The following is an 18,701-nucleotide window of genomic DNA, read 5'->3' on the forward strand; positions in this document are numbered from 1 at the left end:
GCCAATTGGCACATTATTTATAGTAGCGTTTGTAAATCTGATCGTATAACCCGCTTTCTTTGATTTGTGACAGCCAGCTGTTCAGGCTGTCGAGCAGGATAGGGGAGTCTTTGCGTACCGCCCACGACTGGAGTTGGGTAAAGCTGATATCCGTGTCGATATCTATTTCCGGCAAATTTTCTTTAGATACGCGGGCTATTTGCTGGTCGCATACGGCATAGTCGATATCGCCTTTGGCAACCATGATAGCCAGTTGTTCGCTGGAATAAAGTTCATCTTCCTTCACATAGATTGTATCTCCTATTTCGTGTGCCAGATTTTGCAGGCGCAGTAAGGCGGGGGAGTTTTTCGGAATATACAAGGTCTTTTGTGCCAGATCAAGCTGGTTACGGATCGGTTTGATGCCATTATTGGCTTCTTCCGTGCGTTGCACCAATATTTGTTTATTGAAGACGATCGGATCGGTGAACAGATAGTCTTCTTTGATGTCGCTGGTGATAGGGATATTGCGGGCGATTACGTCGCATTGGTTATCGGATAATTGTTTGAAACTTTCGGCCAGACTCATCTCCAGCTGAGTCTGTACTTCCAGTCCGGATAAAGCGGCGATGGCCTGGCTCAGTTCGTATTGGAAACCTTCGATCGTATCGCCGGCTACATAATAGCCGGACTGGTTATATTCGGTAACCATCCGCAGAATACCTTCTGACTTAATTTCCGGATAATCCCTGGGTGGGACAGGTTCCTGCTTGTACGGCCATAAACGGAACATGGCTATCAGTACGCATGCCAGGAGGACAATATAGACTACCAGTAACTTCCGGGATTTCATACGGCTTAGTTATTGAATGTAACGGCAATACCCATTTTCAACACCATCGGATTCAGCGGATAGTGTGCCAGGGAGAAATAGTCCGGATTGGCAAATTTACTGCTTAGGTTGTAAGCCATAACGAAGAACCGTGCCTGTTTCAGGTGGAAGTTTACGTAGGCGTTAACCAGTGGATAATTACCGACTTTTACTTCATCCTGAACCTGGAACTGCTGTGTTGCCGGTTCGTAGTAAGGTGCATAATAAGCTGCATTATAATATACATTGGCACCTAGCTGTACGGTCAGTACTTTCGCCACCTTGACGGCCAGATACATATTTGAATAGGCACTTAATGACGGAAGCGGGAGTACGCTTTCATCGCTGCTTAACTGCCAGCATGCTTCATTTTCCCAACCGAAAGCACGGAAGCGGAAGTCTTGTTTGATGCGTGCACTGACTACCTGTAAGTTGCTGCTATGCTGTACCGGGAATCCCTGTTTATTGAAATAGATATAATTCTGAATACTCTCCACTCCGGCTTTTAAAGTTGTTTTTGAAGATTCCAGATACACTTCACCGCCCGCATAGATTTGCTGGGTCATGTTAAAGTTGGGGTTATCCCACCAGTAATAACGGGAATGGTTATGGCGCATGTAAAAGGCCGGCGTTACATTCTTTATATAGGCGTCTGCCTTGATCACAGCATCTTTATTGAACAACTTGAAACGGGTTTGTAAATCCCCGGTAACACGGAACTCACCGACATCGCTACCAACCATACAAAGTTCTCCGCGTGCATTATAGGTCAGGATGCTACCCTGGCGTTTGGAAAGTTCGGCTCCAACGTAAGTAGAAAACTCGTCGTAAAGCTTTGCTGTAGGCAGGTTCTTCAGGTCGATATTATCAACAGAGAAGTATGGACCCCGGCCATATTCGCCATAATCGAGCCCTTCTATTCTAGGTTCCAGTTTGAACCGGCGTTTTTCGAGTCTGACGAAAGCTGTCAAACCAAACTTAACCCAGTCCTGGAAACCTTCACGCAGGGAAAGTCCGATCGTATTTTTCAGATTCCACGAAGATGTCTGGTCGTTGAGTGTAGCTCCTAACCCATAAATACGTGGGAAACGCTGGCCGTTGTCGTCGACTATATAGGACGAATCCATCAGCGCCGTATTGTCGGCGATGAACCGGCGACGGTTATCTTCATAATCGATCGTATGGATAATGCTGGATACCGGAACGAACATTTCTTTCGGATTCCCTTCTTCATCCTCTTCCTCCAACTCACGTGTGAAACCGAGGTTATAACGCTGGGTCAGGAAATACCGCTTTCCGCGAACACGGTTCCAGGCATTGGTCAGATAACGTATGTCGTACGACTTTGTGTCGGAGGGACGTCCTTCCGGGAAATATTCGTCGGGATGACTGATGGTTGAGTCGTTTGCCATTCCTCCGTTTTCGTAGTTTACGAAGTTGAAGTTACTCAGGTAGGCATGCATTTCGTACCGATCAGTCTGGTAACTGCCGAAGAAACGGTAGCTTAACAGTTTATTACCGTTGTTTTTATAATGTCCGCGGCCATAAATATAGTCGATATCGGCACCCACATTGATCTTTTTGCCAAAATTCATGGTCATGGTTCCTTTCAACTGTTCTTCTTTGTTCGTACTACCGCCGGCGGTGGTGTACAGAACGTTGGTATAAGGAATCTTTGTGTTGTAGAAATAAGCGTTTTCCGGCGTTGTGATATAGTAATCGTAGGCATCGGCGAAGATAAAATCGCGTGCTTCCTGCCGTTCGGAGAATATTTTCGTCTGTGCCGGTGCTCCCAGGTTAGCCAGATAACCGATGGCGAGCGATTTACTTTCCACCAGTGTCGAGTTGCTGAAATTCAGCTTGTTTGTGTCCAGTGGCGCCACATATGCCTCACCCAGGGAAGGGGTAAGCCGATAGGCGGTTATACGCTTTGAATTTAAGGCGGCACTATCCGCTACCAGCAGACTGTCCGGTATATCTTTCTGAGATGATGTCAGGTTTGACAAGGAGAAGCCGCCACGTTTTCCTCCACCTTTCTGATCTGCCCTGCTGGCTCCACGTTGGGCCTGAACGGTTGTGGCAGATACTATCAGCAATAATAATATGTATAAGCAATGCTTCATGGGTTGCAAAGATAAAACAAAAGGGCATTTCTACGAAAGAAACGCCCTTCTTTATATTCTTTTTGCAAGATTACATTTTCTGTATAATTTCCATCCCCTTCTTAATGGCGGCTTCGTTCATCGGGATTAACTTGTGGTGACGTTCGGGCAGGGACTTCTTCAGACCCAGCAATACGTTTTCAAGTTTCACCATCGGAACGATCTTCAGCAGACCACCCAGGATAAGCATATTGAATGCTTTTTCGTTCTTCATTTCGGTAGCTGCGTCCATAGCATCCACACGATAAACGCTGATATCCGTACGTTTCACCGGAGTATGGATTCCATATCCGTCATAGATCAGGATACCACCCGGTTTTACTTTGCTTTCGAACTTGTCCATGGAAGGTTGGTTCAGGATGATCGCGATATCGTATTCGTTCAGGATCGGAGAACTGATCGGGTCGTCGCTCAGGATAACGGTCACGTTAGCCGTACCGCCACGCTGTTCAGGCCCGTATGAAGGCATCCAGCTAACCTCTTTGCCTTCCATCAGTCCGGAATAAGCAAGTATCTTACCCATCGACAGAACACCTTGTCCACCAAAGCCTGCTATAATTATTTCTTGTTTCATGTCGTTTTTGTATTTACTTATTCTTTATTTTTTAGATCCCCCAGCGGATAGAACGGGAACATGTTTTCCTCCATCCATTTGTTTGCTTTTTCAGGTGTCATCTTCCAGCCGGATGAACAGGTGGAAACGAATTCGACAACTGACGTGCCTTTGCCTGCCATAGAGTTTTCGAAGGCTTTGCGAAGCATTTTCTTGGCTTTACGAACGGCAGCGGCTGTCTGTACGCTCTGGCGGGTAACCAGGCAGGTTCCTTCCAGCTGAGCCAGCAGATCACCGATCTTCAATGGGTAACCGTTCAAGGCGATGTTACGTCCGTACGGGCAAGTGGCTGTCGGCATACCTTCCAGTGTGGTAGGAGCCATCTGTCCACCGGTCATACCGTAGATGGCATTGTTCACGAATACGATCACAATGTTCTCACCGCGGTTGGCTGCATGGATGGTTTCGGCTGTACCGATAGCGGCCAGGTCGCCGTCACCCTGATAGGTGAAGACCATCTTTTCCGGATTCAGACGTTTGATGGCTGTTGCAATCGCCGGAGCACGTCCGTGAGCTGCTTCTTCCCAGTCTATATCCAGATAGTTATATGCGAAAACGGCGCAACCCACCGGGGAGACACCGATTGTTTTTTCTTCCATTCCCATTTCGGCGATCACTTCGGCGATCAGCTTATGTATCACACCGTGGCTGCAACCGGGACAGTAGTGCATGGGATTGTCGTTCATCAATTCCGGTTTTGTATAGACCAGATTCTCCGGTTTAATTATTTCGTTGAGTTCCATAATTGTTACTAAATTAACTAATAAATCTCAGTAGATATTGAACAAGTCTGAAGCATATGGCTGCTCCGCCGCAATAGAGAAATACGTGACGGTCGTCAACGGCAAAGTAGCAGATGATCGCTGCCGCCGCCAATACCATGAACAGGATTGTCAATATGCTATCTATTTTACTTCCGCGTGTCATACGAATCAGAATAATTTCTCTTTCAGCGCGTTCAGTACTTCATCCGGAGTGAACACGATACCACCCAGGCGGCCGAAGTGTTCAACTTTTACTTTTCCGTTTACAGCCAGGCGGATATCTTCCACCATCTGGCCGGCATTCAGTTCGACGGAAAGCATGCCTTTTACCTTCTCGGCATAATCGGCAATGGCTTTTTTCGGGAACGGCCACAGCGTGATCGGGCGCAACAGGCCGAGTTTGATACCTTCAGCACGTGCGATCTCCACAACTTTCTGACAAATACGTGCGGAAGAACCGAAGGCAACCAGCAGATATTCCGCATCGTCGCAATGGAACTCTTCGTAGCGTACTTCGTTTTCTTCAATCTTACGGTATTTAGCCTGGAAGCGGAGGTTGTTCTCTTCCATTTTGGCCGGGTCGAGCTCCAGTGAAGTGATCACGTTTGCTTTGCGGCTTTTCAGTTTGCCTTGTGCGGCCCACGGACATTCGGCGATGATTTCAGCTTCTGTCTTACGCGGACGGAAAGGAGGCATCACCACTTTTTCCATCATCTGGCCGATGATACCGTCGGCAAGGATAATAGCCGGATTGCAATATTTGAAGGCAAGGTCGAAACCCAGTCCGACAAAGTCTGCCATCTCCTGTACGGAAGAAGGGGCCAGGGTGATCAGGCGATAGTCGCCGTGTCCGCCACCTTTCACAGTCTGGAAGTAGTCTGCCTGGCTCGGCTGGATTGTTCCCAGGCCGGGACCGCCACGCATGACGTTTACAATCAGACAAGGAAGTTCCGCACCTGCAATATAGGAAACACCTTCCTGTTTCAGGCTGACGCCGGGGCTGGAAGATGAAGTCAATACACGTTTACCTGTTCCGGCACCGCCATACACCATATTGATCGCTGCTACTTCGCTTTCAGCTTGCAGTACTACCATACCGGTAGTTTCCCAGGGCATTTCAGCCATCAGGGTTTCCAGGATCTCCGATTGCGGAGTGATAGGGTATCCGAAGTATCCGTCGGCACCGTAGCGGATAGCTGCGTGGGCGATGGCTTCGTTCCCTTTCATTAATTTTATCTCTTCTGCCATATCTGTTTTATATTTTTACTTTGTAGATGGTTAAACAGCCGTCGGGACAAACCAATCCGCAACTGGCGCAACCGATGCAAGCATCCGGGTTTTTCATGTACACATAATGGTACCCTTTGTTGTTCACTTCACGCGGGTGTAATTCCAGAACATCGCTGGGGCAGGCAACCACACATAAGTTGCACCCTTTGCAGCGTTCCTGATTTACAACGACCGCTCCTTTTATTTTTGCCATAGTATAACTAATTATGTTTTATGTCGTGTAGGTCGGCAAAGTTAAGAACTAATGTTGTAAAAACAAGGATTGTTTTGTTTTTTAATAGTCGTTAGCCTCTATTGATGACAGATAGCCAATGATAAGCAATGGCTGTCTGTCAAATTTCATCTGTAGACAGTCCGTAACGCTTCATTTTGTTAAACAACGTTTTCCGGCTGATAGCAAGAGCCTCGGCTGTCAGTGTCCGGTTGAAGTTGTGCTTCTTTAGGGCTTCCAGAATCAGTTCCTTTTCCATTTGCGCATTGATTTCGCGGATGCTTCCTCCGCTTCCGGCGATGGTTGCTTCTTCCGTCGAATCATATCCTTTTACCCGGTCGGGCAAATGTTCGGGGCGGATCGTACCGTCCGTGCATAAGATCATCGCGCTTTGCAGGGCATTCTCCAGGTCACGCACATTGCCGGGCCAGTCGTAAGAAGAGAGCAGCTTCACTGCTTCGGGAGTGATAGACTGCACATCGAGGCTCAACGCCTGGTTGTGTTTCCGTATAAAGAAATTAGCCAGTAAGGGAATATCTTCTTTCCTTTCCCTGAGCGGGGGAAGGATCAGGGTAAATACATTCAGACGATACAACAGGTCGAGACGGAAATGTCCGCCTTTTACTTCATCGTCCAGATTACAGTTGGTGGCGGCTACGATACGCACATCTACCGGTATTGCCTTCTTTCCGCCGATTCGGGTGATCTTCCGCTCTTCCAGCACACGGAGCAATTTAACCTGTGCATCCAGGGGAAGTTCTCCCACTTCGTCGAGAAACAATGTCCCGCCGTTTGCCCGTTCGAAAGTGCCCGCCTTTGCTTCTTTGGCATCGGTGAAGGCACCGCGTTCATGGCCGAATAGTTCGCTTTCCATCAATGTCAGGGGAATGGCGCCGCAGTTGATCGCAACGAAAGGGCCGTTCGCCCGCAGGCTGTTGTGGTGGACGGCACGTGCGATCAGTTCTTTTCCCGTACCGCTCTCGCCGTGGATCAGGACGGTCGCATTGGTTTCCGCTACCCTCAGGACCTGTGCCATCACTTGTTTCAGTCCTGTGTTCTCGCCGATCACGTTACTTCGTTTTTCCCCCAGTGTCTTTTTCAGGGTGGAGATTTCACCTTTCATGCGGCTGTGTTCGACGGCACGTTTGACGGTGAGTAATAATTTATCGTTGTCGAAAGGCTTTTCTATAAAGTCGTAAGCCCCTTTCTTCACAGCGTCGACGGCGAGGGAGATGGAACCGAAGGCGGTCACAAAAAGGACAACCTGGGTTGGGGAGATACGCCTGATCTCCTCCAATGCTTCCACACCGGTCAGTACCGGCATCTGCTGGTCCAGCAGAATAACGTCGGGCTGGAAGGAGAGGAGAGTCTCTACCGCCTCCCGTCCGTTTTCGACGAGCATTACATCATATCCTTCATCGGCCAGCAAACGGGCGATCATCTTGCGGATGCGCGGTTCGTCGTCGGCTACTACTATTTTTGCTTTCATATGCGTTGCGGTAATTTTATATTCATACAAGTGCCCTTGTCCGGCACGCTTTTTACTTCGATCTCGCCTTCATGGCGGTTGATGATACCGTAGCAGATGGCGAGCCCGAGTCCGGTTCCTTCTTCCTTGGTCGTGAAGAAGGGGTTGAATACATTCTCGATGTTCTTCTGTTCGATCCCCTTGCCGCTATCCTCGAACGAGATGATCAGGTAACGGGAATGGGTATTGATGGGAGTTCCCTTTTCTATACTTATTATTAATGTACGCGAGCGTTCCGGTGGATTCTTCCCCATCGCTTCGACGGCATTCAGGATGATATTCAGGAAAACCTGTTTCAGCTGTTCCGCATCCCCCTGGATGGTCGTGTTGTCGGTGAAATATTCAAACTCCACCTCTACGTTTTGTTTGCGTAATGTATTGGTCACCAGCAGAAGCGTCTGGTTGATCAGCTGTTCGATATTTATATCGGACGTGTTCAGGTCGGACGGACGGGCGAAAGACAACAGACCTTGTACGATCTTGTTGATACGTTCCACTTCCGAGATCAGTTCCGTCACCATTTCGCTTTTTACTGGGTCGGCGCTGAAGTCTTTGCTCAGATATTGTATCGTGCTCCGGATGGCTGTCAGCGGGTTACGTATCTCATGGGCCGCCCCGGCTGCCAGTTCGCCGAGTGTTGCCAGGCGGTCGGTACGGTACATCTTTTTCAGACGTTCGGTCTGCTGCTCGTAAAGCGAAGCATGTTCGATGGCGAATGTAGCCTGGTTGATCAGGATGGAAAGCAGGTTCAGTTCCTGTTCGGTGAATGGAGCGCCATCGGTTTTCTTCCCTAAAAAGATCGTACCGTTGATCTGGTTCATGATCTTGAGGGGGAAGATCAGTTCGGCACCCAGTTGCCTGATTATTTCCTGTTCTTCGGGAGGGAAATAGGAGACGATATCCGGATGCCTGGAGATGATCAGGTGCTTTTCGTTGACAGACAGCCAGCTGATCAGCCGGCTGCGGTTGGTCAGCGTCACAGGCTTGTTCTTCGCTTCGTTCTGCTGTTTGAATTTGCCTGTGTTTTCATCCAGCAGGAAGATGTAAACACTTTCTACCGGGCATATTTGCTTTACCTTGGCAACGATATTGCCGATCAGCAGTGACTTGTCGACGATCAAAGTGAGCGACCGGTTAAACTCCGAGAGCAGTTGCTCCAGGTTCGGTTGCCTGGGTTGTTCGTCCTTCTTGAATAGTGGCATACTTTTTCTTGATCTTTGTGCAAAAGTACGCAAAATCGTATTAATTGAAACAATCGAACTTCGGTTTATCTCCCATCTCGAGCAACAACGTCCCTCCGGATACGATGGCAGCGAATGGTATTCGGGGTTGTTTCAGTTCTTTCCCGTTCAGGTAAGCCTTTTGGATATAGATGTTTTCTTTTGAGTTGTTGCGGGCTTCGATCGTGAAAGTCTTTCCTTTATAATAAGCGGGGTCCAGACGGATCGTTATTTTGTTGAATAGCGGGCTGCTCAGTTCCAGTTCCGGCTTCAGGGAAACTCCTCCGTTCATTTCAAACAGACCCAGTGCACTCATCACGTACCAACCGCCCATCTGCCCTTCATCCTCGTCGCCTTCCCAACCATGATAAGGGGTTGAGCCGTAGAAACTGTCCAGGATGGCACGCGACCATTTCTGGGCCAGCCAGGGTTTACCGGAATAGTTGAACAGGAACGGGGTACACATATTTACTTCGTTTCCCTGATTGATGTAAAACTCAGCCGACTGTCCTGTGGTACGGTCGAATACATGGGCGGCAAACTTATGCTTTTCCGATTTGATAAATCCCTCTTCCAGCCGGCTGTTGAAGAGGTCTTTCCCCAGGAAGTCTACCAGTCCGGGAATATCGTGCGGCACGTACCAGGAGTATTGCCAGCTGTTGCCTTCTATGAATCCCTTATTGGAGAACACATCGAAATCCGGGTCCCAGTTACCCAGGCTGTCACGCCGCATGACGAACTTTTTCTCCGGGTGGAATACGTTCTTATAATTCATCGAACGTGCCAGCAGCGCTTTTCCTTCTTTTTTCTTTCCGAGTGCCAGGGCCAGTTGGGAGACGCACCAGTCGTCGTACGCATAATCGAGTGTTTTGGAAACCACTCCCTTTTCCATCGGCATATAACCTTGTTTGATATAAACGTCCAGCAGAGGGTTGCCGCAGCTGCCTCCGCAGGGATGGTCGATACCTGTTTCCGTGACGTTTTTCAGCACGGCTTCATAGATTGCTTCACCGTCTTTGCGTATGCCTTTTTGATAGGCAGCAACCATCAGGGCTGTTTCGTGCGAACCTTCCATGATGCCGGAGTATTCCAGTCCGGCCGGCCCTTTGCTTGTCCATCCGGTATGTTTGAACATCTCCAGCTGGGTGGTTACCCAATCGTCCACGATGCGGGGGGAGATGATCGACCAGAGGCCGTTTAGATTCCAGAAACTGTTCCAGAAGGCATCGCCGCCATACATATTCCCGTGATCCAGTTGCTGTATGTTTTCACAAGCGTCTCTATATTGGCCGTTCACATCGTTCCATGTTTGTTTGCCGGCATAGGCACGATACAAGTTGGTGTAGAATTTTGTTTTGTCCACCTCGTTCGTTCCTTCTACTTCTATCCTGCCGAGCAGTTCGTTCCATTTGTTGCGGGTTTGGGCGACTACCCGGTCGAAGTCATACTGCAAGGGGGCGAGTTCGGTGTCCATATTCAGCCGTGCCTGTTTGATACTTACCAGCGATAAACCGGTTGAGACGGTTATGCTTTCTCCTTCGGTTGTGGAATAGATTGCGTAGGCTCCGATATCGTTCTTGCCGGCAATGGATTGTATGTCGTCTTTTTCTATCCCTTCGTTCCATCCGTTCAGTTGCGAGAAAGGTTTGCTGAAACGGATGACGAAATGCAGTTTGTTGTTGTTCCAGTTACTCCACGGACCGGACTGGCAGTCGGCATATCCTTCGAGTTCGGTATTGCTGACTTTGGTGATGCAGGCATCTTTCACATTGAAGCCATAGTCCCATTCGGTCGGGAATAGGAGGTCTATCAGTATCCTGGATTCTTTTCTTTCGGGAAAAGTGTACCGGTGAATGCCGCAACGGGTGGTGGCCGATAGTTCCGCTTTTACCTCATGATCGTATAAATAGACGGAATAGTAACCGGGTGAGGCCTTTTCCGTTTCTTTCAGTATGCGTGAATGATAACCGGCGTTTGCTCCTTTATAGGGAGAATCGGCCGAAGGGTTTGTCAGGGCCAGGTCGGCTGTGGTCGGCATGATCATCAGGCCACCCATCGTCCAGGCATGCAGATGGCTGAAACCGGAAACGCTATTGATGGCGTATTCGTATCCTCCCATCCAGACATTCCCCTGGTTATCCGGTCCGAGTTGCACCATGCCGAACGGTTCTTGTGCATAAGGCCCCAGCATCCACCGGGAGTTGGAAGTACCGATAAACATATCCACATAATCGACGGGTTCTTTCGGTTTTGCCGAAATGAGGGTGAAAGGGAGAGTCAGGAGAATTAAGATGTAACTGCTTATTTGTCTGCTATTCATGGTGTTGATCTATTAATTATTGTAAGGCAAAGGTATGTGTTTTCTTGTGTATAGGTATATAACTTTCTGCTGATTCGGTTGCATTATCTTATGATGGCGTGCAATTGGGTAAAATATTACCCACTTTGGGTAACGGCTTTCCCTTTTACCCAAGAGGGAAATAATTACCCATCCGGGTAACCGGTGGAAATACAACCGGTTGCAGTTTTGGCACGCCATTTGCCTTATTATAGGCAGGTAAAACAATAAATAATGACAATTGGGTAACCTGTTACCCGAAAGAACTTAATTCGATATAGTATGAAAAGAAATTTACTGGTATCACTGTTGATGGGATTCGCTTTGGCAGGGCATGCGGAGACGGAGAATCTCCGGCAGATCACCTATGATGAAGCGATTCACATTGCTTTGGGGGAAAGCTATACGGTGAAATATTACAAGGAAGATATGGACGCAACCCGTTACTCTTACCTTTACACAAAAGCACAATTCAAGCCGTTGCTGAACTTTGACTTCTTTACTCCTTCATGGACGGAAAGCCTGACGGAGATTTCGCAGGCCGACGGTCTGCCGGTCTACAACTCTACCGGTTCGTTGCAAGTGGGCGGTAACCTGAACTTTACATATGTCTTGCCTACCGGCGGTAATTTCGCCCTGAGCTCCAAAATGTACTGGGAGAATTACCGGACTACACTTTCGCAGCGGGATTATGAAGAGCTGGAACGCGACCAGGTGTACAGCCGTTTCGCCCTCTCTTTCAACCAACCCATCTTTACCGCTAATAAACTGAAGGAAAACATGAAAGTGGCCGAACTCGATTATAAGAAGAGTACCTGCTATTTCACCCGTATCCAGATGGATATTGTCTATAATGTAACGGAGAGTTTCTATACTGTATATAAACTGGCCTACGAACATAAAATCAATCAGGACCGCCTTGTCAACTCCCGCGAAGCCTACCGTATCACCAAATTGAAGCAGGAGACGGGCAACCTTCCCGAAGGTGAAATGCTGATCGCCGAGATTACCGTCGCACAAGACGAAGCCCGTGTGATGGAAAGCGAAGGCAAGCTCGCCGCCGCCAAAGACCAGTTCAAGCTACTTATCGGCCTTGACCTCAAAGAAGAGATCGACCTGAAAGCGGATATGGAGTTCGAGGCCTTCATCGTCGACATGCAACTGGCCATCGACGAGGCTTTGCGTAACCGTATGGAAATAAAGGAAGACAACCTCGATATCGAGCTTCAGGCCATCGAAGTGAAGCGTGCCAAACGGGAACGGGAATTTAAAGGAAACATTTCCGCCTATTATGATTTCACCGGATTGAGTACACGCGGAGATGGAACAGTCGGTCAACTGGTCGGCTCATCCTTTGATAACATGCGCGACCGTCCGGCTAACCGGGGTATCGCCCTGACCGTCTCTTATCCGCTTCTGGACTGGGGACGTGCCAAAAACCAGGTACGCCGCGAGCAAGTCCGCCTGAAACAGCGCGAATTGAATCTCGACAATACCAAGCGGACTATCGAACAGGAGATTCGCGAGATCGTCCGTAGCGTGTATGAAGCGGAGAAGCGTTACCGCATCAACCGCCGGAACCAGGAAGTGGCGATACAGAGTTACCGTATCAGCCAGATGCGTTTTGAGAACGGCGATATGACGAGCCAGGAACTTTCTATCGAACAGGAGCGCCTTTCGCAGGTGCAACTTGCCTATATCGACAGTTATATCACCTATCGTCTCTCGGTGGCCGACCTGAACCGGAAGACCATGTATGACTTCGAACATAACCGCAGTTTTCTGCCGGAGAAAGGATAGAAACCAGATTCGCTTAGTATTCTGGTTCATAGCAGATTGCAGTTTCATTGCTGTTCCTGCTTGTGAAACAAAAGTTTCTCCTGCATGAAACTTTAGTTTCTTCGGCACAAAACTTTAGTTTCCTCCTGACAAAACTAAAGTTTTCATAGCGGGAAACTGAAACGCCTTCGGGAGCAAATTAGAATGATAACATAATAAATAAGAACAGATGAACAAACACATGAAAAGTTTTATTGCGGTATTGCTGGCCATCCTTCTGATGCCCTTTACCGTCCGGGCACAGGAAGACAGCGAGGCTGCCTTGTTGCTCGACCTGAAAAAGACCCGTGCCGATTACGAAGTGGCCAAACAGAAGTATGAGAACGACACGAAGCTGTATAATGAAAAAGCCATTTCAGCCAACGATTTCAACCGTTCGAAGAATGAGCTGCTGAGTAAGGAAGTCGATTATCAGAAACTGATCCTGAAGCTGATCTCCCAGCAGAGTTACATAACGGTGGAACGTGCGGTGAAGTATCAGGACCAGCGGGGCGAACGCAAGGTGAAGATCACCCTGAAAAGTGCCCTCGAAGGGAACGAAGAGTATCTGAGCCAGTTCAAGGAACACTTCGATGTGTTCACGCCTGAGATGCGTTCCGGTAAGATATATAATATATATGTATCTTTGGTGGATAATGAGTCGAAAACGATCATCGGTTCGCCGTATGAGTTTCGTGTCCCTTCCATCGAGTTGGGGAAGGTGGCGACGGCTGATTTCGAGTTGCTGAAAGATGCGGAGAACCTGACTGTCTCGCTAAACTACAACAACCGGAAGGATGAAAAGAATATCTATCTGAAAAAAGATGCCAGTGTGAACGTGATCGACATATCCTCCATGCAGTTCAGCCAGGAAGCTGATCTGAGCAGCAAAGCGACTTACGATCTGACACTTGAGCGTTTCTCCACTTCGGATGATGTCTACCGCCTGGAAGTGCTTGACCTGCCGCGCCAGATTAGTTACGACTTTACCGATGGAGAAAGTAAGGTGACACAGATCAAATTTGCACAGGGCGTAAACATAAAGAAGTTATCTTTGCAGGTCTATTTGCCGGATCGCGACGACCAGCAGGTAGTGATCGATAAGCCGATAAAGTTCCAGGTGCAGACCGTAACGGCGTCGAACGGCGAGAAGGCCGGAAGCGAGAACCTGGAGATTATCCCTCGCGGAAAAGGAAAGATCGAAGTGCGTGCAAACAACCTCTACCACGAAACGACCGTCGGCAAAGAAGTGGTTATGGACGTAACAGTCCGCAACGGTGGAACCCGCCGCCTGGATAACATCAAGCTGACAACAGAGAAGCCTCTCGGATGGGATACCCGTATCGAACCGGATGTAATCAGCAGCCTGGAACCGGAAAAGGAATTAACGGTAAAAGTAACCATCATCCCGCCATCAGACGGTGGAGTAGGTGCCCAGGAAGTGAAGATCAAAACGGAAGCAATGGCCGACAACCGCAAGGTAGATACGGAAGACAAGACAGTCCGCATCCAGGTAAATGCTTCGACTTCTGTCTTCGGTACCATCTTCCTGATCCTGTTGCTGGTCGGCTTTATCGGGGGAATCGTTTGGTTCGGAATGAAGCTTAGCAAAAGATAGTTACTTTTCCCTTGATGGAAAAGTAACCAAAAGATCAAGGCTGCACCGGCTTCACTGCTACGGAAGAAGACTACGCTGTCGCATCTGAACTCGCTTCGCTCAAACAGCAGATGCTCCTGAAGCTTCGTCTTCTTCCTTCGCGGACGTTCATCCGCTGATGCCTTTCATAGAACGCGTTGCGTTCTTTGGGGATTGCCGACACCGACACCTATATAACAGGCAGTGTCGGCCATCCCCGGAGGAAGTGAAACTTCCTAAAAAGGCATCAGCTGGCGAGCGTAAAGCGCAGCAGCCGGAGTGAGCGTTCGGAGCATCCGCTGTTTGAGCGAAGCGAGTTCGGAGGCGACAGCGAACGTAGGATGCGGAGTAGCGAGGCAGATGTAGCCTTGAACTTTTGATTACTTTTCTTTCAAGAGAAAAGTAATAACGAAAATAAGAATAATAACAATTGAAATTAAAACATAAACACCATGTTACAAGCAATCGATTTGACAAAGAGATATGAAGACGGCAATCTGGCCCTTGATGCCTTGAACCTAGAGATCAAACCGGGCGAAATATTTTTCCTGCTGGGAGCAAACGGGGCAGGGAAGACCACTTCTATCAATATCTTCCTCAACTTCATCGAACCCACTTCGGGCCATGCCCTGATCGACGGTATCGACGTTATGGAAAAACCGTTGGAAACCAAGAAGCATGTCGCTTTCGTTTCCGAGAATGTAATGCTCTACGGCAACTTCACCGCCCGTCAGAACCTCGACTTCTTTGCCCGCCTGGGCGGTAAGACGAACCTGACGAAAGACGATTACTATAACGTCATGCGCCGTGTCGGCCTGCAGGAAGAAGCCTTCGAACGCAAGCTGAAAACCTTCTCCAAAGGTATGCGTCAGAAGGTCGGACTGGCCATCGCCATCATCAAAGATGCCGACAACATCGTCATGGACGAGCCGACCACCGGACTCGACCCTAAGAGTGCCGCCGAACTGATGCAGATACTGATTAACCTCCGTAACGCCGGCAAGAGTATCCTGATGTGTACCCATGATCTGTTCCGTGCTAAGGCAGTGGCCGACCGTGTCGGTATCATGAAGGAAGGACGCCTGGTGATGCTCCGTAGTCGTGAAGAGTTCCTCCAGGACGACCTCGAGCGTATCTATCTGGATTATATGCAGGAAGCTATTTTGGAATAAGAGTATAAACCATTAATAATAAGTAATATGATTTGGTTAATAGCAAAGAAAGATTTCCTGCTGAACTTGTTGTCGGTCAGGTTTATTATAGGGTTTGTACTGTGCCTGCTGGTGATACCGTTCACGGTGATCGTCAGTGTGGAGAATTATCAGAACCAGGTGCGTGTCTTTAAGATCGAACAGGCAAAGGCGGATAAGGAAATGAAAGAGAGCCGCGTATGGTCACATGTTCGTCCTACTGTTATACAGGTGCCGGAGCCGCTGAGTATCTTTAGTACGGGTATTATCGGTGATGTCGGCAATAAGGTGAAGGTTTCTTTCTGGGAATATCCGCTGTTTCCCGAAGGGCATACTCTTACCCGCGACAACCCTTCGTTGAATGCCTTCTTCTCGATAGACTTTTCGAAAGTGGTCGCTATTCTTATCTCGTTGCTGGCACTCGTCTTTTCGTATGATGCCATTACCCGTGAACGGGAAGACGGGACGATGAAGCTGACCTTTACCGGACAGGTGAGCCGTATCTCCTTCCTGATGGGTAAGTTATTGGGATTGTTGCTGACGTTACTGCCTATTTTGCTGTTCTGTTATCTGCTGGCCTGCCTGATCATTGTGGTTAATCCGGCAATTTCCTTTTCAGCATCCGACTGGGGCGGCTTGTCGCTGCTTTTCCTGACTTCCGTCATTTATATGATGGTATTCCTGTTGTTGGGAATGTTTATTTCCAGCCGGGTGACGCATTCGTCTTCGTCCATTATTATCAGCTTGCTGTGCTGGATATGGTTCCTTTTCCTGATGCCTAATATTGCGACTTATCTGGCACAAAGTATTTCGAAAGCGCCTTTATATGATAATGTACAGGCAACCATGAGAAATTATGACGAGGCTTTTCATAAAGAATATATGGAGGAATGGCCGCGTGCGTCCCAAAGGGTCAATATGAAATATTTGAGTTATAATAATTGTACCGGTGACGGACCTGAATATCTTGAATTGGCCGGAGGCCCGAAAGAGACACCTTTATTCCACCAGCAGATGCAGATTTGGGCAACTCCTGTCATGCTGAATAATGCGGATAAGAAATGGGCCTTGCAGCGGAACTATCTGGACGGACTGGTGCGTCAGCAACGGTTGCAACAAGCCATCGCCTGGTTGTCGCCCTCCGAATTGTTCGATCAGACGACGGATGCTTTATGCCGTACCGATGCGGGCAGCTTCCTTAAATATATGGAAAGTTTGCGTAAATACCGGGAGAACGTCATTACCTATTTCAAGGATCATAAGCTGTTTGAGTCTACTGCTTATTTTACCGCCCAGCCTTTGGACGAATTTCCTACACAGGCAGAAGTTGACTTGGGAGGAGAAGAAGTATGGAAGAAATATGGCAGAAGTAATTCTGAATTTCCGTATCTGGATACCAGCGGTGTTCCCTGCTATGTTCCTCAACCGATCACACTTTCGGCTACGTTGGGTGCTGCACTGGGACGCTTATGTGCTCTGTTGGGATTGGTGATCGTATTGTTGGTCGGGACAATCGTGTCGTTTATGAAATATGATGTCAGATAATAAATAATTACAGTTATGTTTACAACTTTATATATACGTGAATTGCAGAACTATCTGTATAGCCTGCGCTTTCAGGTTTCTTTTGTAATTGTTGTGCTGGTGTTTACGTTGGGTAGTGTTTCATTCGCTTCTTCTTTTAAGGATATGCATGATAACTACACCAAATATAGCGTAGCACAGCAGGAAGCAATAGGCAAACAAGCCGAAAATATCTCAAAAGTAGCGACAGCAAGGAATAGCTTTATCATCTCTCCGCGTGAAAACAGTGTGATTGCGGATTGCAAGGAAAGCTATTTGCCTAACCGTATTACCTACAGTGCTTATAATGTGTTTGATTATTCGGTACGCCATGATAGCAATAATCCTCTTCTGATCCGTACGGATAGTTTGAGTTGGTCGTTTATCGTTTCCATGTTCCTTAGTTTTATTACGCTGCTTTTTGCTTTTGATGCCATTTCAGGGGAAAAGGAGGAGAGGACGCTGGCTTTGGTCTTTTCAAATGCCGTGCCCCGGCGCACCTTCTTGTGCAGTAAGCTTTTGAGTATTATAACAGTGATAGGAGTCATGGAGCTGGTCGGTATCATAATCAGTCTGATTATCCTGGCTGTTTCCGGTCAGGTGCAGTTGAACAGTAGCTTTCTGATAGAGACTGCCGGGTTTATACTGATCAGCCTTTTGTTCATCACTACGTTTGCCGTATTCGGTTTGCTGTCGTCGGTGGTGACGCGCTACTCCAATATCAGTTTGCTTATCTCGCTTTGTTTCTGGTTGTTTGCTGCGGTGGTCATTCCTAATACGTCTGTATTCTGGGCAAAGACGCTGTTCAGCATACCGACATCGGACGAAGTGGCTCAGAAGCGCCAGGAGGCATCCAATGATATTAACCGGAATGCACCGGAAGGAAGCTGGTCGTCCAATGGTATGGATGCATTTTATCCCCGGCATGAGTTGCGTGCACGAAACTAGAGCAATCTGATGAATAGCGATAAGAAGTATAATGATGCCTATTACCTGCAACAGTTCCGTCAGTTTGAGCAGACTCGTAATTTCACGCTGTTGTCACCGATCGCGCAGTTCGATTATATGAATGAAGCGTTTCTGGGAGGTGGTTACCTGCGTTTTCAGAAGAACTGGAATGACCTGCATGCTTTCCAGGAACAGTTCTTACAGTGGTTCAAAGACGTCGATGCCAAGGATGACGGTAGCCCTCACTGGTATAATCCTTATGAAGATTATTCCACCAGTAAGAAACCTGTAGCCGTCGATCAGATTCCGCAATACCAGGAACAGATCGCCTCTTTCGGGCAACGCATCGAATTCATCGGCGGTTATATGATTGCTATGATACTCACGATTGCTGTCCTGTTTATGGCTTGCTTTTATTTCTTTACAAGATACGATGTACGGTAATAATTGTCTAAATTTTGTACACCACTGTCTAATTATTGGACAGAATGGGATTTTAGTGATAAATATATATGTTTGATAAATAGATGTTTGTGTGTTTTGGCACGCTGTTTGCACTATAAACGGCGT

Annotated in this window: 15 protein-coding genes; 6 read left to right on the plus strand and 9 right to left on the minus strand. The window is 48.0% G+C overall.

Going from position 1 to position 18,701, the window contains the following annotated elements:
* Positions 1 to 13 precede the first annotated feature (13 nt).
* From NBH15_RS20165 to NBH15_RS20205, 9 genes are all read right to left on the minus strand, one after another.
* Positions 14 to 832, minus strand: coding sequence for a transporter substrate-binding domain-containing protein (locus NBH15_RS20165; RefSeq protein ID WP_128134755.1), 819 nt, complete (start codon positions 830 to 832; stop codon positions 14 to 16).
* Between the two features lie 5 nt (positions 833 to 837).
* Positions 838 to 2,973, minus strand: a complete 2,136-nt coding sequence (locus tag NBH15_RS20170; RefSeq protein ID WP_250823402.1) for a putative porin — start codon at positions 2,971 to 2,973, stop codon at positions 838 to 840.
* A 70-nt stretch (positions 2,974 to 3,043) separates the two neighbouring features.
* Positions 3,044 to 3,586: a 2-oxoacid:ferredoxin oxidoreductase subunit gamma family protein gene (locus NBH15_RS20175; protein ID WP_007653275.1), complete on the minus strand. Its 543-nt coding sequence runs from the start codon at positions 3,584 to 3,586 to the stop codon at positions 3,044 to 3,046.
* Between the two features lie 17 nt (positions 3,587 to 3,603).
* Positions 3,604 to 4,368: a thiamine pyrophosphate-dependent enzyme gene (locus NBH15_RS20180; RefSeq protein ID WP_007653276.1), complete on the minus strand. Its 765-nt coding sequence runs from the start codon at positions 4,366 to 4,368 to the stop codon at positions 3,604 to 3,606.
* A 189-nt stretch (positions 4,369 to 4,557) separates the two neighbouring features.
* Entirely contained in the window at positions 4,558 to 5,637 is a 1,080-nt protein-coding gene (locus NBH15_RS20185) for a 3-methyl-2-oxobutanoate dehydrogenase subunit VorB (protein WP_186961517.1), read from the minus strand.
* A 7-nt stretch (positions 5,638 to 5,644) separates the two neighbouring features.
* Positions 5,645 to 5,872, minus strand: a complete 228-nt coding sequence (locus NBH15_RS20190) for a 4Fe-4S dicluster domain-containing protein (RefSeq protein WP_007653280.1) — start codon at positions 5,870 to 5,872, stop codon at positions 5,645 to 5,647.
* Positions 5,873 to 6,011: 139 nt separating this feature from the next.
* Positions 6,012 to 7,379, minus strand: a complete 1,368-nt coding sequence (locus NBH15_RS20195; protein ID WP_250823403.1) for a sigma-54-dependent transcriptional regulator — start codon at positions 7,377 to 7,379, stop codon at positions 6,012 to 6,014.
* Positions 7,376 to 8,620, minus strand: coding sequence for a GAF domain-containing sensor histidine kinase (locus NBH15_RS20200; RefSeq protein WP_128134759.1), 1,245 nt, complete (start codon positions 8,618 to 8,620; stop codon positions 7,376 to 7,378). The genes NBH15_RS20195 and NBH15_RS20200 overlap by 4 nt, the downstream gene beginning before the upstream one ends.
* A gap of 40 nt (positions 8,621 to 8,660) precedes the next feature.
* The gene (locus tag NBH15_RS20205; RefSeq protein WP_250823404.1) at positions 8,661 to 10,958 is read right to left on the minus strand and encodes a GH92 family glycosyl hydrolase; all 2,298 of its coding nucleotides are present in this window, start codon (positions 10,956 to 10,958) and stop codon (positions 8,661 to 8,663) included.
* A gap of 300 nt (positions 10,959 to 11,258) precedes the next feature.
* Here NBH15_RS20205 and NBH15_RS20210 point away from each other — a divergent pair, with 300 nt between their 5' ends.
* The 6 genes from NBH15_RS20210 to NBH15_RS20235 all read left to right on the plus strand — a co-directional run bounded on the left by NBH15_RS20210 (position 11,259) and on the right by NBH15_RS20235 (position 18,575).
* Positions 11,259 to 12,776 carry a TolC family protein gene (locus tag NBH15_RS20210; protein ID WP_007653296.1) on the plus strand — a complete coding sequence of 506 codons (1,518 nt, stop codon included), beginning with the start codon at positions 11,259 to 11,261 and terminating at the stop codon, positions 12,774 to 12,776.
* A 220-nt stretch (positions 12,777 to 12,996) separates the two neighbouring features.
* The gene (locus NBH15_RS20215; RefSeq protein ID WP_224264898.1) at positions 12,997 to 14,412 is read left to right on the plus strand and encodes an NEW3 domain-containing protein; all 1,416 of its coding nucleotides are present in this window, start codon (positions 12,997 to 12,999) and stop codon (positions 14,410 to 14,412) included.
* A gap of 470 nt (positions 14,413 to 14,882) precedes the next feature.
* Entirely contained in the window at positions 14,883 to 15,602 is a 720-nt protein-coding gene (locus tag NBH15_RS20220) for an ABC transporter ATP-binding protein (protein ID WP_007653298.1), read from the plus strand.
* 27 nt (positions 15,603 to 15,629) lie between these two features.
* Positions 15,630 to 17,165 carry a DUF2705 family protein gene (locus NBH15_RS20225; RefSeq protein WP_250823405.1) on the plus strand — a complete coding sequence of 512 codons (1,536 nt, stop codon included), beginning with the start codon at positions 15,630 to 15,632 and terminating at the stop codon, positions 17,163 to 17,165.
* 15 nt (positions 17,166 to 17,180) lie between these two features.
* Entirely contained in the window at positions 17,181 to 18,131 is a 951-nt protein-coding gene (locus tag NBH15_RS20230) for a DUF2705 family protein (protein WP_250823406.1), read from the plus strand.
* A 9-nt stretch (positions 18,132 to 18,140) separates the two neighbouring features.
* Complete coding sequence (locus NBH15_RS20235; protein ID WP_250823407.1) at positions 18,141 to 18,575, plus strand: hypothetical protein; 435 nt, start codon at positions 18,141 to 18,143, stop codon at positions 18,573 to 18,575.
* The last annotated feature ends 126 nt before the right edge of the window (positions 18,576 to 18,701 follow it).

Origin of the sequence: Parabacteroides caeci, assembly GCF_023656795.1 — a bacterium.
Lineage (GTDB): Bacteria > Bacteroidota > Bacteroidia > Bacteroidales > Tannerellaceae > Parabacteroides > Parabacteroides segnis.

Excerpts from the sequence above, each read along its gene's own strand:
- NBH15_RS20165 (WP_128134755.1), bottom strand. The coding sequence starts at position 832 with ATGAAATCCCGGAAGTTACTGGTAGTCTATATTGTCCTCCTGGCATGC.
- NBH15_RS20170 (WP_250823402.1), bottom strand. The coding sequence starts at position 2,973 with ATGAAGCATTGCTTATACATATTATTATTGCTGATAGTATCTGCCACA.
- NBH15_RS20175 (WP_007653275.1), bottom strand. The coding sequence starts at position 3,586 with ATGAAACAAGAAATAATTATAGCAGGCTTTGGTGGACAAGGTGTTCTG.
- NBH15_RS20180 (WP_007653276.1), bottom strand. The coding sequence starts at position 4,368 with ATGGAACTCAACGAAATAATTAAACCGGAGAATCTGGTCTATACAAAA.
- NBH15_RS20185 (WP_186961517.1), bottom strand. The coding sequence starts at position 5,637 with ATGGCAGAAGAGATAAAATTAATGAAAGGGAACGAAGCCATCGCCCAC.
- NBH15_RS20190 (WP_007653280.1), bottom strand. The coding sequence starts at position 5,872 with ATGGCAAAAATAAAAGGAGCGGTCGTTGTAAATCAGGAACGCTGCAAA.
- NBH15_RS20195 (WP_250823403.1), bottom strand. The coding sequence starts at position 7,379 with ATGAAAGCAAAAATAGTAGTAGCCGACGACGAACCGCGCATCCGCAAG.
- NBH15_RS20200 (WP_128134759.1), bottom strand. The coding sequence starts at position 8,620 with ATGCCACTATTCAAGAAGGACGAACAACCCAGGCAACCGAACCTGGAG.
- NBH15_RS20205 (WP_250823404.1), bottom strand. The coding sequence starts at position 10,958 with ATGAATAGCAGACAAATAAGCAGTTACATCTTAATTCTCCTGACTCTC.
- NBH15_RS20210 (WP_007653296.1), top strand. The coding sequence starts at position 11,259 with ATGAAAAGAAATTTACTGGTATCACTGTTGATGGGATTCGCTTTGGCA.
- NBH15_RS20215 (WP_224264898.1), top strand. The coding sequence starts at position 12,997 with ATGAAAAGTTTTATTGCGGTATTGCTGGCCATCCTTCTGATGCCCTTT.
- NBH15_RS20220 (WP_007653298.1), top strand. The coding sequence starts at position 14,883 with ATGTTACAAGCAATCGATTTGACAAAGAGATATGAAGACGGCAATCTG.
- NBH15_RS20225 (WP_250823405.1), top strand. The coding sequence starts at position 15,630 with ATGATTTGGTTAATAGCAAAGAAAGATTTCCTGCTGAACTTGTTGTCG.
- NBH15_RS20230 (WP_250823406.1), top strand. The coding sequence starts at position 17,181 with ATGTTTACAACTTTATATATACGTGAATTGCAGAACTATCTGTATAGC.
- NBH15_RS20235 (WP_250823407.1), top strand. The coding sequence starts at position 18,141 with ATGAATAGCGATAAGAAGTATAATGATGCCTATTACCTGCAACAGTTC.